This is a genomic window from Mycobacterium sp. 4D054 (genome assembly GCF_052245755.1).
Lineage (GTDB): Bacteria > Actinomycetota > Actinomycetes > Mycobacteriales > Mycobacteriaceae > Mycobacterium.
Window position 1 is genome coordinate 1 of sequence record NZ_JBQQCF010000049.1, and the last position, 26,498, is coordinate 26,498.

The window sequence follows — 26,498 nt, forward strand, 5'->3', positions numbered from 1 at the left end:
GCAAATCACGCACCGTCAACGACACCCCGACCGAACAGGAGGCCACCCCCGCGGCACTGACCACCTGAACCATCACCTCGAAGAATCACACGACGACGTCGTACACCACGTCCCTGGACTTGACCGGATCCTCGTGGGCCCCGATATGAAAATCGCGGCCCGCGATGACCTCCTTGGACCGGATCAGCGCGTCCGGGTCATACCGGTCGATCACCGCATCAATGGCCCGCACCAACGCCTCTTCCGACAACGACCCCCACTGCGGGGCGTGGGTCGCCAACTGCTCGTCGAGCAGCGCCCACACCTGCGTATCCACGACCAGGCGGGTGCGCCAACAAATCTTGGACACCACCTGGGCACTGACCCGGCCCTGCAGATACCGCTCGGCCAGCCCAGGCAACCGATCGCGCAACGCCATCGCGATCCGCATCTGCCCCGAGGCCCGCCTGTGCCCGAGATTGAGCACCGCGCCCAGCTCAGAGGCGGTCTGGGCCCAGCAGTCATACACCCAGTCGTCGTGCTCGTCATCCCTGTCCACCGTGGAATACACCAACTCGGCGATCGCCGCGGCTTTCCGTGCCCCGGCCTGGGCCTCCTCACGGGCGCACTGTTCGATCGCAGCAAGCAGGGCGGGCTCCTCCGCCCCTGCAAACAGTCGATCGAACATGTGTTCTATCTTCCTATTCGAGAGGCCATACCGCCCGACCGAAACCCCAAGCTGTGGATGAAAACCAGATTGGGGATAACCCTCCGCCACGGCCACAACGCCGACTGTCGCCATCCGGCAGGGACAATGGCGATGATGCGACTCCCTGTGATGCCCCCGGTCTCGCCGATGCTGTCGAAGTCGGTGCAGGAGATCCCCGCCGGCGCCTCCTACGAACCGAAGTGGGACGGGTTCCGATCCATCGTGTTCCGCGACCGTGACGACGTCGAACTCGGTAGCCGCAACGAGCGGCCGATGACCCGGTACTTTCCCGAGCTGGTCGCCGCGGCGTTGGCCGAACTGCCGCAGCTTTGTGTGATCGACGGCGAGATCGTGATCGCCACCGCGGACGGCCTCGATTTCGAGGCGCTGCAGCTGCGGCTGCACCCGGCGGCGTCGCGAGTCAGGATGCTGGCGGAGAAGACGCCGGCGTCGTTTATCGCGTTCGATCTGCTGGCCCTGGACGACACCGACTTCACCTCGCGTCCGTTCAGCGAGCGGCGCGCGGCGCTCGTGGAGGCGCTCGCCGCAACCGGGCCGAGCATCCACGTCACGCCCGCCACACTGGACATCGATACCGCGCGACGATGGTTCGACGAGTTCGAAGGCGCGGGACTCGACGGGGTCATCGCCAAGCCGCTCGACGGGCCGTATCTGCCGGACAAGCGCACGATGTTCAAGATCAAGCACCAGCGGACCGCGGACTGCGTGGTGGCCGGATACCGTCTGCACAAGTCGGGCGACGACGCAGTCGGCTCGCTGCTGCTGGGGCTCTACCAGGACGACGGGGCGCTGGCCTCGGTAGGCGTGATCGGGGCGTTCCCGATGGCGCGGCGCCGTGAGTTGTTCACCGAGCTGCAGCCGCTGGTGACCACCTTCGACGAGCACCCGTGGAACTGGGCTGCGCACGTCGACCCGGACGTGGTGCGCCGCTACGGCGGCGGCTCACGGTGGAACGCGGGCAAGGATCTGTCGTTCGTGCCGCTACGGCCCGAGCGCGTGGTCGAGGTCCGGTACGACCACATGGAAGGCCGAAGGTTCCGGCACACAGCACAATTCAACCGGTGGCGGCCCGACCGCGATCCCCGCTCGTGTACCTATGAGCAGCTCGACCGACCGGTGACCTTCAGCCTCGACGACATCGTGCCGGGTCTTGGCGGTCCTGCGCCACGGACCTGAATTGCTGCCATCGGGGAATCACCCACCCGGGCCCTGCCTTGTAGCGGGCATGGACCTTGGAATACACGTGCCGATTTTTGACACCGACGGTGGCACCGCCGCGATCGCTCCCGAACTCGCCCGCGTGGGCGCCGCCGCGGAAGCAGCAGGTGCGACCTGGCTGTCGTTCATGGACCACTTCTTCCAGATCGAGCCGACCGGACTGCCGGCCGAAGCGAACATGCTGGAGGGCTACACCACCTTGGGTTACCTGGCCGCCCATACGTCCACGGTGAGCCTCGGTCTGCTGGTCACCGGGGTGACCTACCGGCATCCCGGGCTGCTCGCCAAGATCGTGACGACCGTGGACGTGCTGTCGGGCGGTCGCGCGGCGCTGGGCATCGGGGCGGCGTGGTTCGAGCGCGAGCACCACGGCCTGGGTGTGCCGTACCCGCCGATCGCCGAGCGCTTCGAACGCCTCGAGGAAGCCCTGCAGATCTGCAACCAGATGTGGGATCCGGACAACAACGGTCCGTTCGTGGGCAAGCACTATCAGCTGCAGGAGACTCTGTGCTCGCCACAGCCGATCAACAAGCCCAAAGTGCTGATCGGTGGAGGCGGAGAACGCAAGACGCTGAGGCTGGTGGCTCAGTACGGAGACGCGTGCAACCTGTTCGCGACCACGACGGACGAGGTGGCGCGCAAGCTCGACGTGCTGCGGGGGCACTGTGACGCGGTGGGACGGGATTACGACAACATCCGCAAGACCGTGACGGTCCACGGTCCCTCCCCGGCACCTGCCACCCGCGACGAGTTCGTACAGAGTATGGCGGGCTATGCCGCCCTCGGTATCGACACCGCGATCGTGATGCCCGACGACGGTGCCCCGGCGAAGTGGATCGACAGCATTGCGCCCGCGGTGAAGCAGCTGGCCGAATTAGGCTGACGTTCTCCGGCAGATCTCTGCGCGAGCAGACGCAAACTCGCACGCAGCGAGCCTGAATCACGCGATTTTGTGTCTGCTCGCCAGATCTCTTGACCTTAACAATGGTTGAGGTTGCAGTCTGGGTGGCATGAAACACGTACTCAGTGATCTGTGGGAAACCCGAACCGACTCACCGTTTCCCGGCCTGACCACCCACGCATACCTGTGGACGCCGGCCGGCATCCTGTTCTACTCGCCCGCGACCGACGCCGAGTTTGACGACCTCGCCGCCCTCGGCGGCGTCAACGACCAGTACCTGTCGCACCGCGACGAGGCGGGCCCGATTCTCGCGCGCATCGCCGAGCGCTTCGACTCGACCCTGCACGCGCCGGCGGCCGACCTCCCGGACATCACCCGGCACGCTCACGTCGACGTGCCGGTGAAGGGCCGCTACGTCGACTACAACGGCATCGAGATCATCCCGACCCCTGGCCACTCCCCCGGCAGCGTCTGCTATCTGGTGCCGGGCGCACAGGGCCGGTATCTGTTCACCGGGGACACCTTGTTCCGCGGCACCGACGGCGGCTGGCACGCGGGCTATATCGAGGGCTTCCATCAACCGGAAGACGCAGGCACCATCGCCGAGAGTCTGCGCGTACTGGCCGACATCCTACCGGACTTCGTGATCTCCAGTGCGTTCCAGGGAGATTCAGCGGTACACCGCATCGATCCCGGCTCGTGGCGTGGACACATCGCCCACGCGATCGCGAGCCTGCCTACCGCTGCGCGTACATAGCGACCAGGCCGCGCGCCACCGCGAACCGCGGCCCGTGCACACCGTCGATGTCGGCGCGCCCCACCACGATCCGGGCGCCGCGCAATGCCTCCCCGACCGTGCGCATCAGCTCGTCGTCAAGCGCACCGCCGCCGGCCAGCACCAGCGCGACCGGCGGCTCGTCGAACGCGGTGAGGCACCGGGCGATGTTCGCCGCCACGGTCTCCTGCTTGATCGCCAACCGCAGGCTGCGCCACTCCTCGGCGGCCAACCGGTTCGAGAACGGCACCAGACCCGCACTGCCGCGCGTGCACAGCCGGCCGATCGCATCGGCGGATGCCGGGGAGTCCAGGAAGACGCGACGCCCGTCCTCCTCATGCGCGACGTGCGGCCCCTCGACCCGGACCGCGGGCGTGCGTTTGACGGTCTCGGCCAGCCCCCGCGGGATACCCAGCACCCGCGCCACCGCGACGGTGATCGACTCACCTGCGCCCGCGGCGACCACCGTCGCGCCACCGGTGATGAGATCCACTGTGCCACCACCGATGTCACACACCATTGATCCGGGTGGGAGTCCCGGCGTGGTACGGGCACCCCATGCCGCGGCCTCCGGCTCGGAGCCCAGGGTGCGCGCGGGTCGTCCGGTCAGTTCACTCAGGGTGGCGGCGGCGTCACCGGCCTCCTCGGCTGCCAACAGCGCGACCACGGTGCCCTGGGCGTCGGCGACACCCCTGCGAAGCCACGCACCGTTGTCGATCGTCGCCAGATCGGTGAAGAACGCGTCGTGTACGGCCAGCCCGTCCGCCGCGGTCGGCACCGACCGCAACCGGACCGCGCGCACGCGCCCCGGCGCCGAGCGCCGCAGCACCGCGTGCGCCTGTCCGGGCGTGTACCGCACCGGCGCTCCGTCGACGAGGATGTCGACGTAGTCGTCGTCGGCGGCGGGCGGAGACGGCTGCTCGGTCCGCGCGGTGACGGCGATGGCCGCGGAATCGGCCAGCTCGCGGCAGAATTCGGCGATCTCCACCAGCCCCGCGGTGGGCAGCCGGAGTGCGGCCGACAGCGCGATGGGGTCGGCGAACGCACGGTAGGCGCTGCCTTCCCCGACCACCTCCACCGCCACCAGCGCACCCGGCGCCAGACCGGCGACATCGGCCTCGTCGACGACGGGCACATCCACCGGGATCCGGTTGCGGATCAACACCGCGTCGTCCTGGGCAACCAACACGCCGACCACCTGCCACCCGCGTTCCACCGCCGCGGTGATCTCGCGGGCGGCCACCTCGAAATCGGTGGCGTCGTCGACGGAGATCACCACCGGTCCGGGGATCGGCGCGGCATCCAGCGCGTACAACGGAACATGCTGCCCGACAGCGTGTCCCGAGCCCGCCGGGGTCGACGCGTCCGGGTGGCGCAGACTGCGGACCGGGGCCGACGGTGAATATGCCGGCGGTATCGGCGCGGTCGCGGTGTCGACCGGACGCAGCGCCGCCAGCAGCAGTTCGTCCGCGCAGTGACCTGAGTCGACCTCGACCCGGTGCAACAACGCCGCGGCCCCGCGCAGCGACTCGGCACTGCCCTTGCGGCCCCTCGTGGGGGCCTGCCCGTGCGCGACGGTCGTGACGGCGCCGTCATGCACCTGCGCGAGCAGGATCTCGGTGGTGTGATTGCCGACGTCGATGCCGGCGACCGTGCGCACCGCCCGTGTGGTCAACGCAGGAGGCCGCGGCGGGCATAGACGGCGGCGGCTTGCTCCACCAGCGCGGCGCACCGCGGCGCACCGCGCGCGATCAGCGACGTGCGCAGCTCGTCGAGTTCGGCGGCCGTCGACCGGTGCGGGCGCAGCGCCTCGTACAGCGCCATCACCTGCTCATCATCGACGGTCGCGAGTTCGGCTGCGCGGCGGAAGTTCTCGGCCAGCTGCGGGTTACCGCCAGCTTCGGCGACGGCGGCCTGGTGGGCGAGCACGGCCGGATCCATCCGCAGATCACCGAGGCCCAGCTTGCCGTCCACCGCGTTCTGGACGGTGATGTCTTCGCGGCCCGCCGCGGTCATCTCGCTCATGGTGTTTCAACCTTCACGGTGACGGGTGGCAGGCCGGGCTCGCAGGCTTCTCGCTCCAGGGCGACGAGGGCGACGGCTCTGGCGTGGTAGCGCGCCGAAATGGACTCGTCGGTGCCACCGGTGAAGATCGGCACGGGTGCCATGCCCTTGGCGTGGCGTGCGGCGTTCCTGCCGAGTTCGCGGTACATCTTCGCCGTCAACAGCGGTGCGACGCTGAACAGCTCCAGGTTGGCCAGCGGCGCCAGGTCACGGCGGTGGATCAACGCGGTGCCCTTGCCCTGCAAGCCGATTCCGATTCCCGAACCGGACAGCCGCGCCGCGGTCAGCCCGATCAGCCCGGCGTCGATGGTGGAGCGGACCCGCACCGTGCGGGCGATGCAGCCCTCCTCCTCCAGGCCCGCCGAGATCTGACGCAGCACCTCCCCGATCGGCAGTCCGCACAGTGTGAGCCAGACGCTGCGCCCCCAGGCCGGCGACAGTCCGATGCAGACCTCGCGGGGGTCGCTGCCCTGCTGGGCCGGCTCGACGTCGGTGACGACGAGGTGTCCGCGATGGTGCTCCTGGTCGGCGGTCAACTCGGCGCTGCTGCGCGCCTGCCGGACCGCGTCGATCTCGGCCCGGCGTTCGTCGCTCGGCGCGTACCCCGTGGCCGGACCCCGGTAGTCGTTGGGGTCGGTCAGCTTGGACAGCACCCGGAACTTCTCGTCGAAGATCGCCGAGGTCTGCAGCTGGTCACCGCACAGCCGCTCCCGGGTCAACGTCGTGATCGCCTCGGCCTCGTCGGTGAAGCCGGTGCGGTGCAGCGAGGCGATGACATCGAAGACCGTCAGCTGCCTCGCCTCGATCGACGCCGCCGCCTCGGCCACCATCTTCGGGTGCCCGGCGGGCAGGTCACGGGATCCGTTGGCGGCCACCACTTCCTCGACACGGTCGTCGTCGTAATCCGCGAGTCCCAGGTCGCGGTACACCGCCTGCACGGCCTGCGCCGCCCGTCGGCGCACCGTAAAGAGATGCTCCGGGGACACGGTGCGCAGCCCACCGTCGGCACCCCAGTCCCGCTGCAGCACCAGGAAGTCGTCCATGTCGTCGGAGTTGAAGTTCGACAACGCGAACGCGTTGTCGTAGCGCGGGATCGAGCCGAACCCGGAGAAGATGAAATCCGCTCCGGCAAGGAGCACCGGCAATGTGTGCGCGCTGCGGCGGATGTCGGACTCGGAGATCAGGTTGTCGTTGCCTGCGCACGACTCCAGATCGCGCATCATCACCATCAGGTTCTCGGCGAGCAGTTCTTTCATGCCCTCGGGCACCGAGGCCACCACGCCGACCCCGTCGATGCCGCCGTTCTGCACGCCCTGCGATCCGAGCGCGCGCGCCAGCGACACGCACCGCGACTCCAGGTACAGGATCGAGCACATCTGCGCCGCGCCCATCAGCACCTCGGCGCCGCCCCCGCTGGTGACCCGCATCTTCAGGCCACGCGACGCGTAGGCCGAGGTGAGAATCGCCTTGCTGAACGGGGTGTCGTCACCGTCGACGAACACCTGCTCGGTGCCGTAGATCGAAATGGTCTCGGCGTAGGACGTCAGACCGCGTAGGCCCAGCCGCAATTCGAGTGCTTCCTCGATCGAGCACTGCGCCATCGCCCCGGGCGTGCCGACCTGCGACCCGATGAGCAGCGCGACGGCGTTGGACGGCGCATCGCCGAGCACCGGCACCGTCGTCTCCACCTCACGGAAGCCGTAGGCGACCGCACTGGCCGCGTCGGCGGCGATCAGCAGCGGGTCGTCGAGCTGGTTGGTGACGTGCGCCTGGTTGCTCGGCGTGCGACGGGCCCGCATCTTGGCCATCGCCATCTGCATCTCCACCGGCGACAGCAGGGCGACGACGCGGGCGAGCTTGGCGGGGGTGGTGCCGCCGATCAGCCGCACCACCTCCGCCCTCGGCACGTTGATGTCGACCACCATGCGCGCCAGCGTCTCGTCATCGAGAGCCATGGCCTCTTCGGCGACCGTGAGGTCGATGCCGTAGCGGGCGATGAACTCGTCGATGACGTCGAACTCGACGACGTCTTTGGCGTCGAGTTCGACTACCTCACCCCCACGAATCTTCAGCGAGGGTGAGGGGTCATGTGGGCTGCTCATCGCAATCAGCCCGAGTGCGGCGTCCGGGACGCTGAACCCGTCGAGGTTGACAGGTTTCGAGTCCAGAACCCGGAACCTGCCCAACTCGTCAGCCACTGAAGAACCCTTTCTAGTCGCGAACTTCGCTGTCGTCGTAGACGATCCGGCCGATCAGCTCGTAGCGCCGCTTGTCCTTGAACTTGAAGTACAGCGCCATGGCCGCACCGAACACGAACACCCCGATCACGATCCATGGTGTCAGCTTGAACAGCAAGGTGCCCGACGCCGCGCCCGCCGCGGATTCCTTGTGCTCCCACAGCAGATACACCACGTAGAGCATGCCGATGCCGCCGGTCAGCGGGGCCAGGAACGTCTTGAACCAGTGCGCGCTGGACGGGTGGTTCTTGTGGAAGTGGAAGTAGGCCACCACCGAGAACGCGCACAGCGACTGCACGATCAGGATCGCCATCGTGCCGAGGATCGCCAGCAGTGTGTACATGTGGATGTAGGGATCCATGCCGGCGAAGAAGAACGCCAGCACCAGCACCAGCGCGATGCCGCTCTGGACGAACGACGCTATGTAGGGCGACCCGTGCGTCTTGTGCGTCGCGCCAAGCGTTTTCTGCAGCCCGCTCGACAGGCCCTCCCGGCCCAGGGCGTACAGGTAGCGCGACGCGCAGTTGTGGAACGCCATGCCGCACGCGAACGATCCCGTCACCAGCAGGATGTTGAACAGGGTGATGGCCCACTCGCCGTAGGTGTCGCGGACCGGGGCGAAGAAGATCTCCGACGAGGTGTCGGCGCTCTGCGCCAGCTCGACGGCCTGCTGGGGTCCGGTGCCGGCGATCGCCATCCAGGACACGAAGACGTAGAAGATGCCGACACCGAGCACGGCGATCATGGTGGCGCGCGGGATGATTCGCTTGGGGTCCTTGGACTCCTCGCCGTACATCGCCGTCGACTCGAAACCGACCCATGACCAGAACGCGAAGAACAGACCGAGGCCGGCGCTGGCGCCGGCGATCGCCGCGGGCTGGAATGCCCCGACCGGGTTGAGAGTCTCGGCGATCGCGAAGCCGTCGGGCCCGCCGCCCTTGACGGCCACCGCAATGGCACCGAGGGCCAGCATGAAGATCTCGGTGATCAGGAAGACGCCGAGAACCTTGGCGGTCAGGTTCACGTCGAAGTAGGTCAGGATGCAGTTCAGCACCAGCATCAGCAGCGCCGGCACCAGCCAGTGGATGGTGATGCCGAGCTGCGAAGACAGGAAGTTCTGGAAGAAGAACGCGAAGATGCCGATCAGCGACGCCTCGAACACGATGTAGGCCAGCGTGATGATCAGACCGCTGGCCATACCCATCACGCGACCGAGGCCGTGGGAGATGAAGCCGTAGAACGCGCCGGTCGCGGTGATGTGCTTGGCCATCGTGGCGTACCCGATCGCGAACAGGCCCAGCACGATGGTGGCCACCAGATAGCCGGCCGGGGCGTGCGAACCATTTCCGAAGCCGACGGCGATCGGGACGTTGCCGACCATCGCGGTGATCGGCGCGGCGGTCGCGACCGCCATGAAGATGACGCCGAAGGTGCCGACGGCGTTGCGTTTGAGCCGTTGGACCGAGTCTGTGGTGGTTGTTTCACGGGGAACGACGTCTTCTGTCATAAGCAGAGACCTTCCAGGGCGAAGGGCGGAAAGCAGTTCAGGTCGCGTTCTGGCATCACTGTGGTCTAGACCACAATGCCGAACCTCAGACATATTGGCACTACCAATTCAGCTGTGCAACCCCTGGGAACGCCGTGTTGACATAAATGGTCGGACCGTTTAGTTTTTGGTCACACCCCCGGCCGACCGCACGACAGGGAGTCCCGTGTACGACTACGGCACGTTCTCGTTCGATTCCAAAGCCCAGGTGCTGGAACGTGCCAAGGAGTTCTGGAACCCGGACAAAACCAAATTCTGGACCGACACCGGCGTCGACCTGGTGATCGACCGCCGGCAGGACTACTTCCTGTGGGACATGAGCGGCCGTCGCCTGATCGACATGCACCTCAACGGTGGCACCTACAACCTCGGGCACCGCAATCCCGAAGTGATGCAGGCGATCACCGACGGCATGCAGCACTTCGACGTCGGCAACCACCATTTCCCTTCGGTGGCGCGAACGGCGTTGGCGCAGAAGCTGATCGAATCCGCGCCGGCTTCCCTGAGTAAGGTGGCGTTCGGGTCCGGCGGCGGTGAGGCCATCGACATCGCGCTCAAGAGCGCCCGGCACGCCACCCAGCGCCGCAAGATCGTCTCGATCGTGAAGGCCTACCACGGCCACACCGGTCTCGCGGTTGCCACCGGTGATGACCGATTCGCCAAACTGTTCCTCGCCGACCGGCCCGACGAGTTCGTCCAGGTCCCGTTCGGTGACACCGACGCGATGGAACAGGCGCTGCGCGGACGCGACGTCGCCGCGGTGATCATGGAAACCATCCCGGCCACCTACGGATTTCCGTTGCCGCCCCTCGGCTATCTGGAAGCGGTCAAGCAGCTGTGCGAACGCTACGACGCGCTCTACATCGCCGACGAGGTGCAGACGGGGCTGATGCGCACCGGTGAGATGTGGGGCATCACTAAGCACGGCATCGAGCCGGACATCATGGTCAGCGGGAAGGGCCTCTCGGGTGGGATGTACCCGATCACCGCGGCCCTGCTCAGTGACCGCGCCGCGCAATGGCTCGAACAGGACGGCTTCGGGCACATCTCCACCTTCGGCGGCGCCGAGCTCGGTTGCGTCGCCGCGCTGAAGACCCTGGAGATCACCAGCCGGCCCGAGGTGCGCTCCTCGGTGCACTACATCGCCGACATCTTCGCCCAGGGCCTGACCCGCATCCAGGCCGACCACCCGGACTGGTTCGTCGGTATCCGGCAGAACGGCGTGGTGATCGGGCTGGAATTCGACCACCCCGAGGGCGCCAAGTTCGTGATGCGCGAGCTGTACCAGAACGGGGTGTGGGCGATCTTCTCCACGCTGGATCCCCGTGTCCTGCAATTCAAACCGGGCCTGCTGCTCAACCGTGACCTCTGTGAGGACGTCCTCGACCGCACCGAGGTCGCCATCGGACGGGCGAAGCTGGCCGCGACCGGACGGAGGAAGCCGTGACCGGTGCACATCCAGTACCCCACGCAGGTCAACTACTCGAGCGGGCGCACTTCGCCGCGGCCGCCTACGCCGACTACGACCAGGCGTCGGTGGCGCGGATCGTCGACGCGGTCGCCGAAGCCGGCTACCGCAATGCCGAACGCTTCGCCGCGGCCGCTGTCGCCGAGACCCAGATGGGTGTTGTCGACGACAAGGTGGTCAAGAACCGGGCCTGCTCGCGGGGCCTCGTCGAGTTCTACCGGGACCAGGATTACGTGACGCCGCGGGTGGACACTGCCCGCAAGATCGTCGAGATCCCCCGGCCTGCGGGCGTGGTCCTGGCTCTGACCCCGACCACCAATCCCGTTGCTACCGTGTACTTCAAGGTGATCCTGGCGTTGATGACCCGCAACGCCGTGGTCGTGGCGCCGCACCCCAGAGCCAAGCAGTGCTCGGCGGACGCGGCGCGGCTGCTCGGCGAGGCGGCCGTGGCCGCCGGCGCCCCGGACGGCATCGTGCAGGTCATCGACGAACCCTCGCTGCCGCTGGTCGAGGCGCTGATGTCCGACGAGCGCACCGACGTCATCGTCGCCACCGGCGGCACCGGTGTGGTGCGCGCGGCCTACTCGTCGGGCAACCCGGCGCTCGGAGTCGGCCCCGGCAACGTCCCGGTGCTCGTCGACGCGACCGCCGACCTCGAGGCGGCCGCGCGGCGCATCGTCGACAGCAAGGCCTTCGACAATTCGGTGCTGTGCACCAACGAGTCGGTGCTGATCGTCGAGGACGCCGTGGCCGGCAGGCTCAGCACCGCGCTGACGCGGCACGGTGCGCACATTCTCGATACGGATGCGGCGATCCGGTTGCGCGAGTACATGTTCCCCGACGGCGCACTGAACACCGAGGTCGTCGGCCGGGACGCCGCGTGGATCGCCGAGCGGATCGGGCTGCGCGTCACCCCCAAGACCCGGGTCCTGATCGCGCCGTTCACCGACGTCATCGGCGAAGAGGTGCTCACCCACGAGAAGCTCTGCCCGGTGCTCGGCATGACCACGGTCGCCGACGCGCGGCGCGGCATCCGCGCCGCCCGCGCAGTGGTCCGCATCGCCGGTGCCGGTCATTCGGCTGCCATCCACAGCGAGGACCCCGCCGTCATCACCGAATTCGCCGCCCAGGTACCGGTGCTGCGGGTTTCGGTCAACGTCGGCAACAGCACCGGCAGCTCCGGGCTGGAGACCAACCTCGCGCCGTCGATGACGATCGGCACCGGCTTCGTCGGGCGCAGCTCCATCGGGGAGAACCTGCAGCCCGAGAATCTGCTGAACTGGGCCCGGATCGCCTACAACGCCGACGCCGGGGTGTCGATGCCCAACTTCGCCGGGTTGTCGCCGTGGCGCTCACCGGCCGGGCCGGTGCCGGCGTATCCCCGCGCCTCCAACGACCCGTCCGCCGCCGCCGCGCCCGTGGCACCCGTCAGCCGGCCCGCCCCCCGCCGCGCCACCGATCCCGGCATCGAGGCGCTGCGCGCCGAGCTTCGCGCGCTGGTGGCCGAAGAACTCGCACAACTGATCAAGAGGTGACCCGTGGCTGAACTGCGTTCGTTCATCTTCATCGACCGGCTTCAGCCGCAGACGATGTCGTATCTGGGCACCTGGATCAAGGGTGCGCTGCCGCGCGCCGGTGTCGCCGCGCAGATCATCGAGGTGGCGCCGGGCCTGGACATCGAGGGCGTCACCGACGTCGCCCTCAAGCACGCCGAGGTGCAGGCCGGGGTGCTGGTGGTGGAGCGGCAGTTCGGCTACCTGGAGTTCCACGGTGACACCGCCAACGTCGAAGCCGCCGCCGACGCCGCACTGGCCGAGCTGGGACGCGATGCCGCCTCCGCGACGCCGCCACAGATCCTGGCCTCCCGGATCATCTCCAGCATCGACCAGCAGCACGCATTCCTGATCAACCGCAACAAGATCGGGTCGATGGTGCTGGCCGGCGAGACTCTCTACGTGCTGGAGGTGTCCCCCGCGTCATACGCGATCCTGGCCACCAACGAGGCCGAGAAGGCCGCCGACGTGAAGGTCGTGGACTTCCGGATGATCGGCGCGACCGGCCGGGTGTACCTGTCGGGCAGCGAATCCGACGTCCGCCAGGCCGCGGCCGCGGCCGAAGAGGCCCTCGCGCGGAGTGTGCGGTGAGCATCGACCGCGACGAGCTGCGGCAGCTGGTCCGCGAAGTGATCCGCGAAACCGTCGGTGACCTCACGGCGGCCCGGCCCGCGAACGTGCGGACTCCCGCACCGGCGGCCCCGCCTCCCCCGGCAGCCCCGGCGCCCAACGGCCCCGTGGCCACCGGACCGCTGGCCACCGACGAACGCTCGCGCGTCGACACCGTACGCATCACCAACGACCGCGACCTCGATGTGTTCGTACGAAACCTGCTGCGGCTGTTCGAGAATCCGAAGACCCGCGCCGACCTGCGGCACGGCCGGCTGTCCTTCCGGCTGGCAGGCACCGACCGCCACGGCCCGGGCAGCACCAAACGCATCGAGCGCGGCGCGGTCACCGAACGCCAGATCTCCGACATCGCCGCTTCCGGCGCATCCCTGGTCCTCGGCCCCCGGGCCGTGCTGACCCCGCTGGCCCGCGAGCGCGCCCGCGCACTGGGCGTGACGATCCACAAGGAGCGAACATGATCAGTGGCACGGTCATCGGGCAGGTCTGGTCGACCCGCCGCATCGACGGCATCCCCGCCGGCGCTTTCCTCGAAGTCGAGGTCGACGGCTCCGGGTCGCGGCTGATCGCGTTCGACGTGCTCGGCAGCGGAGTCGGCGAGCACGTGCTGGTCACCCAGGGCTCGGTGGCGGCGAGTTGGTTCACCGGCACCCCGCCTCCGGTCGACGCACTGATCATCGGCTCCATCGATCCCACCGGCTAGCCATCCCGGTTACCGGCCCCAACGTCAGATAACCCGACACAAAGGAGAAACACCATGGCCAGCAACGCGATCGGAATGATCGAGACCAAGGGTTACGTCGCCGCACTCGCGGCTGCCGACGCGATGGTCAAGGCGGCCAACGTGACGATCACCGACCGCCAGCAGGTCGGCGACGGCCTGGTGGCCGTCATCGTCACCGGAGAGGTCGGCGCCGTCAAGGCGGCCACCGAGGCCGGCGCCGAATCCGCCTCGCAGGTTGGCGAACTCGTCAGCGTGCACGTGATCCCGCGCCCGCACAGCGAACTGGGTGCGCACTTCTCCGTCGCCGCGCAGTAGTCTGCTGAAGATGGTCGTAACGGACGCACCGACGCGGACCGACATCCGCGTCTACCTCCTCGTCGAGGATCTGCAGCAGCAGTTCGCCGCCTACCTCGGCACCCCGACCCGAGCGCGCGGCTACCCGCCGTACGCCGGTGAGCACGCGCTCATCGTCGAGGTGTCGCCGGCGCTGGCGATCGAGCGGGTCATCGACCTCGCGCTGCGGGAGGTGCCCGGCATCCAACCCGGAATCCTGTACGTGGAACGACAGTTCGGCGTGCTGGAGATCCATTCGAGCGACCTCGACGACGTGCGGCGTGCCGGTGAGGCCATCCTGACCGGGACCCAGAGCTCGGCCACCGATCAGCTCCGTCCGCGGGTGCTCTACCACGACGTCATCGAGGACATCACCGATCAGCACGCGGTGATCCTCAACCGCAACCGGCAGGCGTCGATGGTGCTGCCCGGCCAGTCTCTGCTGGTGTACGAGATGACACCGGCGCTGTTCGCGGCGGTTGCGGCCAACGAGGCGGAGCGGGCCGCGCCCGGTCTGACGCTGGTCGACGTGCAGATGATCGGTGCGGCAGGCAGGCTCTACATCAGTGGCAGCACCAAGGATGTCGTCGTGGCGCGCGACCGCATCACCGAGGTGCTGGGAGGGATCGAAGGGCGTGACCATTGAGCTCAGACTTCACTGACGACCAGGCCGTCGCCGAGAAGGCTCTGGAGGCGTTCGACCTGCCTGCGGGCTCGGCGCTGCGGCTGCTCAACCTGTCCGAGAACGCGACCTACGCGGTCGAGGAGCCCGGCAGCGGGCACCGGTCCATCCTGCGGGTGCACCGGCAGGACTACCACCGCGTCGACCAGATCGAGTCGGAGCTGATGTGGCTGGACGCGCTGCACCGTGACAGCGACGTCACCGTGCCGAAGGTGATCCCGGCCCGGGACGGACGCCGCGTGGTGGCTGTCGAGCACGAGGGCACCGAACGGCACGTCGTCCATTTCGAGATGGTGCCGGGTGCCGAACCGGACGAGAACACCGTGAGTTCCACCGACTTTCACACCCTCGGCTGCATCACCGCCGCGCTTCACTACCATGCCCGCCGCTGGCAGCGACCGGCCGGGTTCAGCCGATTCTCCTGGGACTGGGAACACAGTCTCGGCGGGACGCCCCGCTGGGGACGCTGGCGTGACGCGATCGGCGTCGGGGACCACGAGGCCGAGGTGCTGAGCCGGGCCGAGACGCTGTTGCACCGCCGGCTCACCGAATACGGCAGCGGGCCCGACACGTTCGGTTTGGTGCATGCCGACCTGAGGTTGGCCAACCTGCTGGTCGACGGTGAGACGATCACCGTGATCGACTTCGACGACTGCGGATTCGGTTGGTATTTCTATGATTTCGGCACAGCCGTGTCGTTCTTCGAGGACCATCCGTCCGTTCCCGAATGGCAGCACGCCTGGGTCAACGGGTACCGCAGCCGCGGGACGATGAGCGAGGCCGACGAGGACATGCTGGCGTCGTTCATCCTGCTGCGACGCCTGTTGTTGCTGGCCTGGATGGGCACCCACAGCCACTCCAAGGAGTCCCAGGCCATCTCCGTGACCTACGCCGCGGGCAGCTGCAAGCTCGCTGAGCAGTACCTGACCTCTGACGGTCACCGGCTTTTCTGATCCTCGTTCCGAAAGGGCTTATCGCTATGTTCAATTCGCTGCAGGGCCGGTCGGCCATCGTCACCGGCGGAAGCAAGGGCATCGGGCGAGGCATCGCCGAGACATTCGCCAAGGCCGGCGTCAACGTCGTCATCACCGGGCGCACTCAGGCCGACATCGACAGCTCCGTCGCCGACCTGACCGGGCTGGCCGGCACCGTGACCGGGGTGGCCGCCGACGTGACCAGCCCCGAGGACTGCCGCCGTGTCGTCGCGGCCGCGGTGGAACGCAACGGCGGCCTGGACATCGTGTGCGCCAACGCCGGAATCTTCCCGTCCGGCCGCCTGCAGGACCTCACCCCCGAGGACATCGAGCAGGTCATCGGCGTGAACTTCAAGGGGACCGTCTACATCGTGCAGGCGGCACTGGATGCGCTGACCGCCAGCGGCCACGGCCGGGTGATCATCACCTCGTCGATCACCGGCCCGGTCACCGGCTTCCCCGGCTGGTCCCATTACGGCGCGAGCAAGGCCGCGCAGCTGGGCTTCCTGCGCACCGCCGCGATCGAGCTGGCGCCCAAGAAGATCACCGTCAACGCGGTACTGCCGGGCAACATCATCACCGAGGGCCTGATCGACATGGGCCAGACCTACATGGACCAGATGGCCGCGTCGGTGCCGGCCGGCAAGCTCGGCGAGGTCGCCGACATCGGTAACGCCGCACTGTTCTTCGCCACCGACGAGGCCTCCTACATCACGGGGCAGTCGCTGGTGGTCGACGGTGGCCAGATTCTGCCCGAATCACCGGAGGCACTCGCCGACCTTTGACGGCCGATGGCCTACATTTGGTCTTACCAATTCAGTGGCGTGAGGAGGTCCGGTGCCGACCCAAACCGAAGATCTGCGGCGCCGGATCGTGGCTGACATCAACGCCGGGGTGCCGGGCACCAAGCTCGGCAGTGAGCGCGAGCTCGCCGAACGCTACCGCACCAGCCGCTCCAGCCTGCGCCAGGTGCTGGCCGCGCTGGAGGAGGCCGGTCTCGTCGACCGGGTGATCGGCCGCTCCGGCGGCATCTTCATCAGCCACGCGCAGGTACAGCGCAGCCTGACCGACGTCGTCGGCGTTCCGGCGTTCCTGGCCAGCCAAGGCTATGTCGCGGGCACCCGGGTGCTGTCGACGAAGATCGCCGCACCCGACGCCGTCACCCAGCAGGCACTGGGTATCGGCGCCGACGACTTCGTCATCGAGATTCAGCGGCTGCGACTGGCCGACGGTTCACCGATCTCGCTGGAGCTGGCCCAGTTTCCGGCCGAGACCTTCCCGGGTCTGCTGGAGCAGCAGCTCGGCGGCTCGCTCTACGAGATCCTGGAAAGCGAGTACGGACTGGTCACCGCACGCGCCGACGAGCGCATCGAGGCGGTCAACGCGACGCCCGAGGAAGCCAACCTGCTCGGCATCAAGCCGAAGTCGGCGCTGCTGCTGATCACCCGGATCACCTACGACCAGCACGACACCCCGTGCGAGTTCTCCCGGGACCTGTTCCGCGGGGACCGCACCCGGCTCGCGGTGACCGCACAGGGGCACGGCGTGGGGGGCGCACCGTCGGTGGCCGCCGCCTCGGTCACCCTGCAGAGTCAGGCGGTCTGAGCTTCGCGAAACCGCCGTCACGGTAGTGGTTCGCGTGCCGCGACTACCGTGGTGGCGGTTTCGCGAGGCAGAGTAGGGCCCGTGACCAGCACCCCCGGCGCAGGCAGGTTCGCGCCGAGCCCGTCGGCGGACCTGCACATCGGCAACCTCCGCACCGCCGTGCTGGCGTGCCTGTTCGCCCGGTCGACCGGGCGGCGGTTCCTGATGCGCGTCGAGGACCTCGACGACCGCACCCACACCGACATCGCCGACCGCCAGCTCGCCGACCTCGCCGCGATCGGCATCACCTGGGACGGACCGGCCACCCGACAGACCGAGCACGCCGCACGCTACGACGCCGTCGTCGACTCGCTGAAAGAGCGCGGACTGCTCTTCGAATGTTATTGCAGCAGAAGAGACATCGCGCAGGCCCCGCGCGCGCCGCACGCTCCCGAGGGCGCTTACCCCGGTACCTGCCGCCACCTCACCGATGCCGAACGTGAACACCGGCGGCAGCAGACCGGCCGACCACCCGCCCTGCGGCTGTGCACCGACGTCACGTCCTTCACCGTCCACGACGTGTTGCACGGTGACTACACCGGCCTGGTCGACGACTTCGTCGTGCGGCGCGGCGACGGGGTCACGGCCTACAACCTGGCCGTTGTCGTCGACGATGCGGCATCCGGGATCGACCAGGTGGTGCGCGGCGACGACCTGCTGGCGTCGTCACCGCGCCAGGCGTACCTGGCACGGCTGCTCGGCCACCCGGAACCGGTGTACGCCCACGTACCTCTGGTGCTCAACGCCGACGGGGCCCGGCTGGCCAAACGCGACGGCGCGGTGACGCTGGCCGAGATCGGCGTCGACGTCGCGCTCGCGCAGATCGCCGACTCCCTCGGATACTCGGCGCGCACCGTCGACGGCATGCTCGACGAGTTCGACCCGCAACGGTTGCCGCGCGCACCGTGGGTATACCGGCCGGGGTGAGCAGAACCCTTCAGCTGACGCGGCCGGGTTGCTACGGTCCGGCGATGCGCTCCACACAGAAGCTGCTGCTGGCGGCGCTGGCCGCGGTCGCCGTGCTGCTGGCGGCGTGCGGCTCGTCCGGTTCCGGGAACCCGGTGGAATCCAGCGGCGTGCTGCGGGTCGGCACCGAAGGGGTGTACGCCCCGTTCAGCTATCACGATCCGGTCACCGGCCAGCTCACCGGCTACGACGTCGACGTCGCCCGCGCGGTCGCCGAGAAGCTGGGCGTGAACGTCGAATTCGTCGAGACGCCCTGGGATTCGATGTTCGCCGCGCTGGAGGCCGGCAGGTTCGACGTCGTCGCCAACCAGGTGACGATCACCCCGGAGCGTGAGCAGAAGTACGACATGTCCGAGCCGTACTCGATCGGCGAGGGTGTTATCGTCACCCGCGCCGACGACGACTCGATCACCTCGCTGGCCGACCTGTCAGGCAAGCGGGCCGCGCAGAGCATCACCAGCAACTGGGCCCAGGTGGCCCGCGATGCCGGCGCGCAGATCGAAGCGGTGGAGGGACTGACCCAGGCGATGGCCCTGCTCAGCCAGGGCCGGGTCGACGTGGTGGTCAACGACAGCCTGTCCATCTACGCCTATCTCGCCGAGACCAACGACACCTCGGTCAAGATCGCCGCCACCACGGGCGAGAAGAGCGAACAGGGGTTCGCCGCGCGCAAGAACAGCGGCCTGCTGCCGGACCTCAACCGCGCGATCGAGGAGCTCAAGGCCGACGGCACACTGGCCGAGATCTCCCAGAAGTACCTGAAAACCAATGCCTCCGGCGGTCCGGACGCACCCCAGGCGCAACCCCGCTCGACGCTGCAGCTCGTGCTGGACAACCTGTGGCCGCTGGCCAGGGCCGCGCTGACGATGACGATCCCGCTGACGATCATCAGCTTCGCCATCGGTCTGGTGATCGCGCTCGCGGTCGCGCTCGCCCGACTGTCCCCGAATGCACTGCTGTCCAACGCGGCCCGGTTCTACATCTCGGTGATCCGCGGAACGCCGCTGCTGGTGCAGCTGTTCATCGTGTTCTTCGCACTGCCCGAATTCGGCGTCCGCATCGACCCGTTCCCGGCGGCGGTGATCGCGTTCAGCCTCAATGTCGGCGGGTACGCGGCCGAGATCATCCGCTCGGCGATCCTGAGCATCCCGAAGGGCCAGTGGGAAGCGGCTGAGACGATCGGCCTGAACTATGTGGACACGCTGCGGCGGATCATCCTGCCGCAGGCCACCCGGGTCGCCGTGCCACCGCTGTCGAACACATTGATCTCGTTGGTCAAGGACACGTCCCTCGCCTCGACCATCCTGGTCACCGAACTGCTGCGCCAGGCACAGATCATCGCCGCCCCCACGTTCGAGTTCTTCGCGCTGTACGGCACGGCCGCGGTCTACTACTGGTTGATCTGCCTGGTGCTCTCGTTCGGGCAGGCGCGGTTCGAGCACCGACTGGAAAGGTACGTGGCGAAATGACGACCGAGAACACGATCGTCGCGCGGGACGTGCGGAAGTCCTTCGGCGCACTGGAAGTCCTCAAAGGGGTGTCGTTCACGGTGCCGCGCGGGACGGCCACCGCGATCATCGGCCCGTCCGGTTCGGGCAAGACCACGTTGCTGCGCACCCTCAACGCGCTCGACGTCGCCGACTCGGGGGTGATCAGGGTCGGCGACACCGAGATCGACTTCGCCGAGCCGGCGCCCCGGGACCAGCTGCGCCGTTACCGTGCGCAGAGCGGCTTCGTGTTCCAGTCGCACAACCTGTTCCCCCACAAGACCGTGCTGCAGAACGTCACCGAGGGCCCGATCGTCGCGCAGAAGCGGCCCCGCGACGAGGTCGAGGCCGAAGCCGTCGAACTGCTCGACCAGGTGGGGCTGAAGGATAAACGCGACCAGTACCCCTTCCAGCTGTCGGGCGGCCAGCAGCAGCGCGTCGGCATCGCCCGGGCGGTGGCCCTGAAGCCGAAGGTGGTGCTGTTCGACGAGCCGACGTCGGCGCTGGACCCCGAACTCGTCGGTGAAGTCCTCGGCGTCATCAAGGAGCTCGCGGTCGAGGGCTGGACGCTGGTGGTCGTGACCCACGAGATCCAGTTCGCGCGCCAGGTCTCCAATCAGGTGCTGTTCACCGACGGCGGCGTGATCCTGGAGCAGGGGCCGCCCGCGGCGGTGATCGGTGACCCGAAAGAGGAACGAACGCGGCAGTTCCTGCAGCGCATCCTGAACCCGCTGTGAGGTCTCCCGTGAGACAGTGTCGGGCATGGCACGCCATGAGGCCGACGTCGTCATCGTCGGGGCAGGGCTCTCCGGACTGATCGCCGCGCGCACCGTCCTGGGAGCAGGACTGACCCCGCTGATCCTGGAGGCCGACACCCGGGTCGGGGGCCGCATCCTCACCGAGGACCTGGCCGGGCTGCCGATCGACCTCGGGGCCCAGTGGATCGGCGACACGCACCATCGGATGTTCGCGCTCGCCGCGGAACTCGGAGTGCAGACCTATCCCCAGTACGACGACGGCGAGACGACCTACGAGCTGGCCGGCACAGGTGTGCTGCGCGGCAACGCGTTTCACGACCGGTTCGCCGGCGAGCTCGCCGAGCTGGAGAAGGTGCTGCGCACGCTCGACGAGCTGGCCGCCGAGGTGGACCCGGCCGCACCGTGGGCGGCTGCGCATGCGGCCGAGTGGGACGCCGTGACCGCGGGCGCCTGGTACGACGCGCAGGGTCTGTCCCCGGTGGCCCGCACCCTGCTGGAGATCTGCACCGTCGGGATCCTGGCCGTGCCGACCGTCGAGGTGTCGTTCCTGCATCTGCTCTTCACCATCCAGACGTGCGGGGTGACCTCGGAGCTGTTCGCCGAGTCCGAGGGCGGCGCGCAGACCACCCGGTTCGTCGGCGGCACCGCGGAGATCCCGAAGCGACTGGCGGCGATGCTGACCGCGCATCTGGTGCTCGACGCGCCGGTGCAGCTCATCGAGCACGGCGCCGACCACGTCACCGTGCACTGCCGCGGCGGACAGGTGGCGCGCGGCCGCCGGGTGATCGTCGCGGTGTCGCCGATGCTGGCCGGCCGGATCATGTACGACCCGCCGCTGTCGGGCTACCGCGACCAGTTGACCCAGCGGATGCCCAACTCGTCGGCGATGAAGGCGTTTTTCGTGTACGACGAGCCGTTCTGGCGCGCCGACGGGCTCAACGGCCAGCTCATCTCCGACGTCGGTCCGGCCCGGATGTCCAACGACACCTGCATCGAGGGAGACGACCGCGGGGTGATCCTGCTGTTCCTCGAAGGGGAGCAGGCCCGCACCCACGGGCACTGGTCAGTGGAGGAGCGACGCGCGGCACTGACCGCCGAACTGGTGCGCCATTTCGGTTCTCGCGCAGCCCGTCCCGACCATTACATCGACGGCGAGTGGGCGGACCGGCAGTGGACGCGCGGCTGCTACAACGCCAACTGCGGGCCCCTGGTGTGGACCACCTACGGACCGGCGCTGACCGCGCCCATCGGCGCGATCCACTGGGCTTCCACCGACACCGCCACCGAGTGGAGCGCGTACATGGAGGGCGCGGTCGAAGCAGGCGAACGCGCGGCCGCGGAGGTCATCGCGGCGCTGACGGAATAGCCTCTACGCCAACGCGATCGAAAGTGCGGACATGCCCCGCAGTGTGACGTTCGGCTTGTAGACCGGTTCCTCGGCCAGCGCCGAGTCCGGGAAGCGCGACGTCAGCGCAGTCAAGGCGACGGTGGCTTCCAACCGGGCCAGCGGCGCGCCGATGCAGAAATGCGGGCCCTTGCCGAATCCGAGATGGCGGATCACCGGCCGGTCGGGATCGAACTCGTCGGGCCGCTCGACGAAGTCCGGGTCGCGGTGCGCGGCCGCGGTCAACAGCAACATGTTGTCGCCCTTGGGGATCGTGACATCCCCTGCAATATTTCCCTCGTCGCTTCGCTCGCCCCGAATCGTCATGTCGTCTCCGGCGATCCGGCCCACCAGCTGCACCGGCGGGTCGTAGCGCAGCGTCTCCTCGATGACGGCACCGGCGCGTCCCGGATCGGCGGCCAACCCCGCCCACTGCCCGTCGGTACGCAGCAGCGCCAGGATCGCGTTGGCGATCAGGTTGACCGTCGTCTCGTGTCCGGCCACCAGCAGCAGGTTGCAGGTGGCGACGATCTCGTCCTCGGTCAGCTGATCTCCGGACTCCTCGACGTGGATCAACCCCGACATCAGGTCCTCGCCCGGGTCACGGCGCCGCCGGGAAATGAGCTGGCGCAGGTAATCCCGCAGCCAGCGGCCCGCCCGCATGCGTTCCTCGAAGCCGTCACCGGCCGCGCCGGTCACCGTGATGAACGGATCCAGCGACTGCGCGAGCAGCGCCGAGGCCGCGCTGAACTCCGGCTCGTCCTCCAGCGGGACGCCGAGCAGCCGGCAGATCACTGCAACCGGAAGCGGGTAGGCCAGACCGGCAATCGCGTCGAACGGGGCCGAGGTCGGGTCCGCGTCGCCGAGCAACCCGTCGACGAGGGCCACGATTTCGGGTTCGAGTGCCCTGACCACCTTCGGCACGAACGCCTTGCTCACCAGCCGGCGCAGTCGGGTGTGGTCGGGCGGGTCGAGGAACAGGAACCCGGGCGGGCCGAACGGCCGCGCCTCGGCGCCGTCGGCGATGGCGCGCTGCGCGACGGTGGACTTCAGCCGGTCGCTCGCCGAATCCGGGTGACGCAACACCTCGTCACAGTCGGCGTAGGACGAGAACACCGTGAGGTTGTTGTCCGGCAGCTGTATCGGGCCGTGCGCGCGGATCTGGTCATAGACGGGATACGGGTCGGCGCGGCGGTCCGGTGCGAGCATCTGCAGCAGCAGCGACTGCGGCTCCGCGGCGGTCGTCATGCACTTATTGTGCACACGTTCAAAAGGATGCAGGTCAGGCTGCGCGAGCGTGGGCCCTATGTACGCGGATCGGCGGATTTGCGTGCACAGGGCCCACGTTCGTGAGGCCCACGTGCGTCAGGTCTTCGCGTAGTAGCGGCCGAGGACGTGTTCACGCAGATCGTCGAACCGGCCCTCGGGGATCGAGGCCCGAATCTGGTCGACCAGCCGGATGATGAACCGTTCGTTGTGGATCGTGCACAGCGTCGCGGACAGGATCTCCTTGGCCTTGAACAGGTGGTGCAGGTATGCGCGGGTGTAGTGCGCGCAGGTGTAGCAGTCGCAGTCGGCGTCGATCGGAGTGAAGTCGCGCCGGTACCGGGAACCCGTGATGTTGAAGCGGCCCTCGGCCGAGTAGACCGCGGCGTTGCGGGCCACCCGTGACGGGGACACACAGTCGAACGTGTCGGCGCCGGCCTCCACCGCCGCGAACAGGTCATCGGGCTCGCTGATCCCGAGGAGGTGGCGCGGTTTGTCGGCGGGCAGTTCGCTGCTGACCCATCCCACGATCGTCGCGAGGTTCTGCTTCTCCAGCGCTCCCCCGATGCCGTATCCGTCAAAGCCCCGGCTGTCCTCATCGACGATCTGCGCCAGCCCGCGCGCGGCCTGGCGCCGCAGGTCCTCGTACTGCGCGCCCTGCACCACACCGAACAGCGCCTGGGCCGGCTTGTGCGCACGCACCTGCGAGAGCCGGCGGTGTTCGGCCAGGCAGCGCACCGCCCACTCGTGGGTGCGTTGCACCGAGCGCTCCTGGTACTCCCGGGTGTTGACCAGTGTGGTCAGTTCGTCGAACGCGAAGATGATGTCGGCGCCGAGCTGATGCTGGATGCCGATCGACACCTCCGGGGTGAATCGATGTGTCGACCCGTTCAGATGCGAGCGGAACGTCACACCGTCGTCGTCGACGTGCGCCAGCCGCTCCTTGCCCTCGGCGATGATGTCGTCGGCCTGCAGCCGCTCGGTGTCCATCGCGAGCACCTTCTTGAAGCCCACCCCCAGCGACATCACCTGGAAGCCGCCACTGTCGGTGAACGTCGGCCCCGGCCAGTTCATGAACGCGCCGAGTCCGCCGGCCTCGTCGACCACATCGGGGCCCGGCTGCAGGTACAGATGATAGGCATTGGCCAGGACGGCCTGAGCACCAAGATCTTTCATTGTTTCCGGCAGGACGGCCTTGACGGTGGCCTGGGTGCCGACCGCGATGAACGCCGGCGTCTGGATGTCACCGTGGGGGGTTCGGATGGTGCCGGTGCGGCCGAGCCGGCCGGGGAGTTCCGCGTTCACCGAAAAGAAGGGATCGGGGGAAAAGGGGCCGCTCACGCCGTAGATTCTGCACTGTGCCCACACGCAGGTGTCTCGGCGCCGCCGTCGGCGTGACCTTTCTGGCCGTGCCGGCGCTGGCAGGCTGCTCGTCGTCACCGCCCGAATACCAGCCGGAACCCGGGACGCTGGTCGCCGGCACGGCACAGGTGACGATCAACGGCCAGGACGCCGGAACCACCGACGCCGTGCAGTGTGACCCGGCCGGGACGCTGCTGCTCATGAACACCGGCGACCCGGACGACCCGGAGGCTCCCGGCATCTCGGCGATGATCTCCAGCAAGGACGAACTGGTGGTCCGCGAGGTCGGGATCCGCGACCTCGGCGGCTTCACCGGCAGCTACAACCAGGGCCTGGGCGGCGAGGCGTCGGTCGGCATGACCGGGCGCACCTATGAGATCTCGGGCACCGCCGAGGGCTTCGAGACCAGCAATCCCAGCTTCCGTGCTTCAGGAAACTTTCGGATAAAGATCGCTTGTTGAGTTGACTTTTGTGTTCATACTGCTCGTGATGATCCGCCGCTCGGCGAATCACATGACACAAAGGAGAACCGTGTTGAAGCGCGAAATCCTCGTTGCCGTGGGCGGCGCAGCGATCGTCATGGCCGGTGTGTCGGGCTGCGGATCGGACAAGTCGGAGACCTCGGGCGAGACATCGCAGGCGGCGGCCGCCGAAGGCAAGAGCACCGTCACCATCGACGGCACCGACCAGGAAGTCCAGGGCACGGTCGTGTGCTCGGACATGGGCGGCAACACCAACATCGCGATCGGGGATGCGACCACGGGCATCGGCGCGGTGGTCAGCACCGGCGACGAACCCGCGGTGGTCTCGGTCGGTCTGGGCAACGTCAACGGCGTCACCCTCGGCTACCAGAGCGGCGCCGGCCAGGGCGAGGCCAAGGCGGAGAAGGACGGCAACACCTACAAGATCTCCGGCACGGCCACCGGTGTGGACATGGCCAACCCGATGCAGCCGGTGAACAAGCCGTTCGAGATCGAGGTGACCTGCCCGTAGGTCAGACCCCGGTGTAGCCGGCGGCCGACTGCCGCAACTGCCAGATCTGTGCGGGGCAGAGCTCGTTGACGGCCTGGTTGATCAGGTAACCCGCTTGGTAGTAGTCCGTGGTGTGGAAGTCGGCTTTCACCTGGTTCACGAGTTCGGCGTAGCCCATCTTGGCCGCGACGCGGTCACAGATGGTCTGCCCGTACCCGATCGCTGCCTCGGCGTTGGGGAAGTTGTAGCCCGGCCGGACGTGCACATTGACCAGATAGGCGACGACGTCGGCGCCGGCGGCCGGCGCCGAGAGCAGCGCGGCGGATGACAGCAGACCCGCCGACAGCACCCCGACCAGCGATTTCATGGGCATGAGCTTACGCGTCTTCACCTGCGGCGGTGGCAATGCCGGCAAAGCCCGCCCGCGGCGCACGCACCCCTTTTAGGGTGTAGCCATGAAGCTGTTGGCCGCGGTGGCAATCGCCGGTGGTGTTCTCGCCGCACCGTTGACGTTGTCGGTCGCCGGAACCGCTTCGGCGACGCCGAGCACCTGCGACGGCGCCGGCTGTGTCCCGTTCGTGGATCCCGACGCGCGACTCGGTGAGCGCTGTATGCAGAAGACGCGCTACAACTTCGGAGTCGACGCGTCGGGCAACACGTTGGCCTGCAACTCGAAGAGCCTGTGGGTGTCCTCCCCGCCGCTGGTCGGCGTGCGCACCCTGCGTTCGGTGTGCGGGGACGCCACCGGGGTGGCGCAGAGTCCCGACGGCGTACCCCTCAGGTGCGACGGCGGTGCCTGGACGGCCGACTACTGGACGATGTTCTACGGCTGACGGGTACCTGGGACC

At 68.1% G+C, this 26,498-nt stretch carries 28 protein-coding genes; 20 read left to right on the forward strand and 8 right to left on the reverse strand.

The genetic code is table 11. The features are described 5' to 3' along the window. Positions 1-85 precede the first annotated feature (85 nt). Positions 86-667 carry a DUF222 domain-containing protein gene (locus ACTWP6_RS25065; protein WP_443189098.1) on the reverse strand — a complete coding sequence of 194 codons (582 nt, stop codon included), beginning with the start codon at positions 665-667 and terminating at the stop codon, positions 86-88. Positions 668-802: 135 nt separating this feature from the next. On the opposite strand from ACTWP6_RS25065, the gene ACTWP6_RS25070 reads away from it, so the two are divergent. The 3 genes from ACTWP6_RS25070 to ACTWP6_RS25080 all read left to right on the forward strand — a co-directional run bounded on the left by ACTWP6_RS25070 (position 803) and on the right by ACTWP6_RS25080 (position 3,585). Continuing rightward, positions 803-1,885 (forward strand): ATP-dependent DNA ligase, encoded by a 1,083-nt coding sequence (locus ACTWP6_RS25070; protein ID WP_443189107.1) that lies wholly within the window; start codon positions 803-805, stop codon positions 1,883-1,885. Positions 1,886-1,934: 49 nt separating this feature from the next. Continuing rightward, the gene (locus ACTWP6_RS25075) at positions 1,935-2,810 is read left to right on the forward strand and encodes an LLM class F420-dependent oxidoreductase (protein ID WP_260755729.1); all 876 of its coding nucleotides are present in this window, start codon (positions 1,935-1,937) and stop codon (positions 2,808-2,810) included. Between the two features lie 127 nt (positions 2,811-2,937). Beyond that, positions 2,938-3,585, forward strand: coding sequence for an MBL fold metallo-hydrolase (locus tag ACTWP6_RS25080; protein ID WP_443189099.1), 648 nt, complete (start codon positions 2,938-2,940; stop codon positions 3,583-3,585). Here ACTWP6_RS25080 and ACTWP6_RS25085 read toward each other — a convergent pair. The 4 genes from ACTWP6_RS25085 to ACTWP6_RS25100 are packed head-to-tail and all read right to left on the reverse strand — an operon-like array spanning position 3,566 to position 9,411. Beyond that, complete coding sequence (locus tag ACTWP6_RS25085) at positions 3,566-5,278, reverse strand: diol dehydratase reactivase ATPase-like domain-containing protein (protein ID WP_443189100.1); 1,713 nt, start codon at positions 5,276-5,278, stop codon at positions 3,566-3,568. The two genes, ACTWP6_RS25080 and ACTWP6_RS25085, sit on opposite strands and share 20 nt — an antisense overlap. Then, positions 5,275-5,628, reverse strand: coding sequence for a diol dehydratase small subunit (locus ACTWP6_RS25090; protein ID WP_260755732.1), 354 nt, complete (start codon positions 5,626-5,628; stop codon positions 5,275-5,277). The genes ACTWP6_RS25085 and ACTWP6_RS25090 overlap by 4 nt, the downstream gene beginning before the upstream one ends. Further along, positions 5,625-7,865: a propanediol/glycerol family dehydratase large subunit gene (locus ACTWP6_RS25095; RefSeq protein ID WP_260755733.1), complete on the reverse strand. Its 2,241-nt coding sequence runs from the start codon at positions 7,863-7,865 to the stop codon at positions 5,625-5,627. The genes ACTWP6_RS25090 and ACTWP6_RS25095 overlap by 4 nt, the downstream gene beginning before the upstream one ends. A gap of 13 nt (positions 7,866-7,878) precedes the next feature. Further along, on the reverse strand, positions 7,879-9,411 hold the full coding sequence (locus tag ACTWP6_RS25100; RefSeq protein WP_260755734.1) for an APC family permease: 1,533 nt from the start codon (positions 9,409-9,411) through the stop codon (positions 7,879-7,881). A gap of 205 nt (positions 9,412-9,616) precedes the next feature. Between ACTWP6_RS25100 and ACTWP6_RS25105 the strand changes: the two genes are divergently transcribed. From ACTWP6_RS25105 to ACTWP6_RS25170, 14 genes are all read left to right on the forward strand, one after another. Continuing rightward, entirely contained in the window at positions 9,617-10,897 is a 1,281-nt protein-coding gene (locus ACTWP6_RS25105) for a class-III pyridoxal-phosphate-dependent aminotransferase (protein ID WP_260755735.1), read from the forward strand. After that, positions 10,894-12,453: an aldehyde dehydrogenase family protein gene (locus ACTWP6_RS25110; protein ID WP_443189101.1), complete on the forward strand. Its 1,560-nt coding sequence runs from the start codon at positions 10,894-10,896 to the stop codon at positions 12,451-12,453. The genes ACTWP6_RS25105 and ACTWP6_RS25110 overlap by 4 nt, the downstream gene beginning before the upstream one ends. Before the next feature lie 3 nt (positions 12,454-12,456). After that, on the forward strand, positions 12,457-13,062 hold the full coding sequence (locus ACTWP6_RS25115) for a BMC domain-containing protein (protein WP_260755737.1): 606 nt from the start codon (positions 12,457-12,459) through the stop codon (positions 13,060-13,062). Beyond that, positions 13,059-13,559 carry a hypothetical protein gene (locus ACTWP6_RS25120; RefSeq protein WP_443189102.1) on the forward strand — a complete coding sequence of 167 codons (501 nt, stop codon included), beginning with the start codon at positions 13,059-13,061 and terminating at the stop codon, positions 13,557-13,559. The genes ACTWP6_RS25115 and ACTWP6_RS25120 overlap by 4 nt, the downstream gene beginning before the upstream one ends. Beyond that, positions 13,556-13,801, forward strand: coding sequence for a EutN/CcmL family microcompartment protein (locus tag ACTWP6_RS25125; RefSeq protein WP_260755739.1), 246 nt, complete (start codon positions 13,556-13,558; stop codon positions 13,799-13,801). The genes ACTWP6_RS25120 and ACTWP6_RS25125 overlap by 4 nt, the downstream gene beginning before the upstream one ends. 54 nt (positions 13,802-13,855) lie before the next feature. Further along, positions 13,856-14,137 (forward strand): BMC domain-containing protein, encoded by a 282-nt coding sequence (locus ACTWP6_RS25130; RefSeq protein ID WP_011782687.1) that lies wholly within the window; start codon positions 13,856-13,858, stop codon positions 14,135-14,137. 10 nt (positions 14,138-14,147) lie between these two features. Beyond that, positions 14,148-14,801: a microcompartment protein gene (locus tag ACTWP6_RS25135; RefSeq protein ID WP_260755741.1), complete on the forward strand. Its 654-nt coding sequence runs from the start codon at positions 14,148-14,150 to the stop codon at positions 14,799-14,801. After that, positions 14,798-15,790 (forward strand): phosphotransferase enzyme family protein, encoded by a 993-nt coding sequence (locus tag ACTWP6_RS25140; RefSeq protein ID WP_443189103.1) that lies wholly within the window; start codon positions 14,798-14,800, stop codon positions 15,788-15,790. The genes ACTWP6_RS25135 and ACTWP6_RS25140 overlap by 4 nt, the downstream gene beginning before the upstream one ends. A gap of 26 nt (positions 15,791-15,816) precedes the next feature. Continuing rightward, on the forward strand, positions 15,817-16,596 hold the full coding sequence (fabG, locus tag ACTWP6_RS25145; RefSeq protein ID WP_260755743.1) for a 3-oxoacyl-ACP reductase FabG: 780 nt from the start codon (positions 15,817-15,819) through the stop codon (positions 16,594-16,596). A gap of 52 nt (positions 16,597-16,648) precedes the next feature. Then, positions 16,649-17,416, forward strand: a complete 768-nt coding sequence (locus tag ACTWP6_RS25150; RefSeq protein WP_260755744.1) for a GntR family transcriptional regulator — start codon at positions 16,649-16,651, stop codon at positions 17,414-17,416. Positions 17,417-17,497: 81 nt separating this feature from the next. Continuing rightward, a complete protein-coding gene (gene gluQRS / locus ACTWP6_RS25155) occupies positions 17,498-18,382 on the forward strand; it encodes a tRNA glutamyl-Q(34) synthetase GluQRS (protein ID WP_260755745.1) in 885 nt (294 codons plus the stop codon). 44 nt (positions 18,383-18,426) lie between these two features. After that, positions 18,427-19,890: an ABC transporter permease subunit gene (locus ACTWP6_RS25160; RefSeq protein ID WP_260755746.1), complete on the forward strand. Its 1,464-nt coding sequence runs from the start codon at positions 18,427-18,429 to the stop codon at positions 19,888-19,890. Beyond that, positions 19,887-20,645 (forward strand): amino acid ABC transporter ATP-binding protein, encoded by a 759-nt coding sequence (locus ACTWP6_RS25165; protein ID WP_260755747.1) that lies wholly within the window; start codon positions 19,887-19,889, stop codon positions 20,643-20,645. Before ACTWP6_RS25160 ends, ACTWP6_RS25165 begins: the two co-directional genes overlap by 4 nt. Before the next feature lie 25 nt (positions 20,646-20,670). Continuing rightward, positions 20,671-22,032: a flavin monoamine oxidase family protein gene (locus ACTWP6_RS25170; protein WP_260755748.1), complete on the forward strand. Its 1,362-nt coding sequence runs from the start codon at positions 20,671-20,673 to the stop codon at positions 22,030-22,032. 3 nt (positions 22,033-22,035) lie between these two features. Here the strand turns inward: ACTWP6_RS25170 and ACTWP6_RS25175 are convergent, their stop codons facing one another. Together ACTWP6_RS25175 and tgt are read right to left on the reverse strand one after the other, a co-directional pair. Next, positions 22,036-23,298 carry a cytochrome P450 gene (locus ACTWP6_RS25175; RefSeq protein WP_260755749.1) on the reverse strand — a complete coding sequence of 421 codons (1,263 nt, stop codon included), beginning with the start codon at positions 23,296-23,298 and terminating at the stop codon, positions 22,036-22,038. A 117-nt stretch (positions 23,299-23,415) separates the two neighbouring features. Next, positions 23,416-24,621 carry a tRNA guanosine(34) transglycosylase Tgt gene (tgt, locus tag ACTWP6_RS25180; protein ID WP_260757846.1) on the reverse strand — a complete coding sequence of 402 codons (1,206 nt, stop codon included), beginning with the start codon at positions 24,619-24,621 and terminating at the stop codon, positions 23,416-23,418. A gap of 53 nt (positions 24,622-24,674) precedes the next feature. Between tgt and ACTWP6_RS25185 the strand changes: the two genes are divergently transcribed. Further along, positions 24,675-25,139 carry a lipoprotein LpqH gene (locus tag ACTWP6_RS25185; protein ID WP_260755750.1) on the forward strand — a complete coding sequence of 155 codons (465 nt, stop codon included), beginning with the start codon at positions 24,675-24,677 and terminating at the stop codon, positions 25,137-25,139. Between the two features lie 73 nt (positions 25,140-25,212). Further along, positions 25,213-25,671, forward strand: a complete 459-nt coding sequence (locus ACTWP6_RS25190) for a lipoprotein LpqH (RefSeq protein ID WP_260757847.1) — start codon at positions 25,213-25,215, stop codon at positions 25,669-25,671. Position 25,672: 1 nt separating this feature from the next. Here ACTWP6_RS25190 and ACTWP6_RS25195 read toward each other — a convergent pair whose 3' ends face one another. After that, entirely contained in the window at positions 25,673-26,017 is a 345-nt protein-coding gene (locus tag ACTWP6_RS25195) for a DUF732 domain-containing protein (RefSeq protein ID WP_260755751.1), read from the reverse strand. An 88-nt stretch (positions 26,018-26,105) separates the two neighbouring features. On the opposite strand from ACTWP6_RS25195, the gene ACTWP6_RS25200 reads away from it, so the two are divergent. After that, positions 26,106-26,483, forward strand: a complete 378-nt coding sequence (locus ACTWP6_RS25200) for a hypothetical protein (RefSeq protein WP_260755752.1) — start codon at positions 26,106-26,108, stop codon at positions 26,481-26,483. Positions 26,484-26,498 lie beyond the last annotated feature (15 nt).

Excerpts from the sequence above, each read along its gene's own strand:
- ACTWP6_RS25170 (WP_260755748.1), top strand. The coding sequence starts at position 20,671 with ATGGCACGCCATGAGGCCGACGTCGTCATCGTCGGGGCAGGGCTCTCC.
- ACTWP6_RS25080 (WP_443189099.1), top strand. The coding sequence starts at position 2,938 with ATGAAACACGTACTCAGTGATCTGTGGGAAACCCGAACCGACTCACCG.
- ACTWP6_RS25070 (WP_443189107.1), top strand. The coding sequence starts at position 803 with ATGCGACTCCCTGTGATGCCCCCGGTCTCGCCGATGCTGTCGAAGTCG.
- ACTWP6_RS25100 (WP_260755734.1), bottom strand. The coding sequence starts at position 9,411 with ATGACAGAAGACGTCGTTCCCCGTGAAACAACCACCACAGACTCGGTC.
- ACTWP6_RS25175 (WP_260755749.1), bottom strand. The coding sequence starts at position 23,298 with ATGACGACCGCCGCGGAGCCGCAGTCGCTGCTGCTGCAGATGCTCGCA.
- ACTWP6_RS25125 (WP_260755739.1), top strand. The coding sequence starts at position 13,556 with ATGATCAGTGGCACGGTCATCGGGCAGGTCTGGTCGACCCGCCGCATC.
- ACTWP6_RS25135 (WP_260755741.1), top strand. The coding sequence starts at position 14,148 with ATGGTCGTAACGGACGCACCGACGCGGACCGACATCCGCGTCTACCTC.
- ACTWP6_RS25090 (WP_260755732.1), bottom strand. The coding sequence starts at position 5,628 with ATGAGCGAGATGACCGCGGCGGGCCGCGAAGACATCACCGTCCAGAAC.
- ACTWP6_RS25075 (WP_260755729.1), top strand. The coding sequence starts at position 1,935 with ATGGACCTTGGAATACACGTGCCGATTTTTGACACCGACGGTGGCACC.
- fabG (WP_260755743.1), top strand. The coding sequence starts at position 15,817 with ATGTTCAATTCGCTGCAGGGCCGGTCGGCCATCGTCACCGGCGGAAGC.
- ACTWP6_RS25165 (WP_260755747.1), top strand. The coding sequence starts at position 19,887 with ATGACGACCGAGAACACGATCGTCGCGCGGGACGTGCGGAAGTCCTTC.
- ACTWP6_RS25195 (WP_260755751.1), bottom strand. The coding sequence starts at position 26,017 with ATGAAATCGCTGGTCGGGGTGCTGTCGGCGGGTCTGCTGTCATCCGCC.
- ACTWP6_RS25160 (WP_260755746.1), top strand. The coding sequence starts at position 18,427 with ATGCGCTCCACACAGAAGCTGCTGCTGGCGGCGCTGGCCGCGGTCGCC.
- ACTWP6_RS25130 (WP_011782687.1), top strand. The coding sequence starts at position 13,856 with ATGGCCAGCAACGCGATCGGAATGATCGAGACCAAGGGTTACGTCGCC.
- ACTWP6_RS25065 (WP_443189098.1), bottom strand. The coding sequence starts at position 667 with ATGTTCGATCGACTGTTTGCAGGGGCGGAGGAGCCCGCCCTGCTTGCT.
- ACTWP6_RS25200 (WP_260755752.1), top strand. The coding sequence starts at position 26,106 with ATGAAGCTGTTGGCCGCGGTGGCAATCGCCGGTGGTGTTCTCGCCGCA.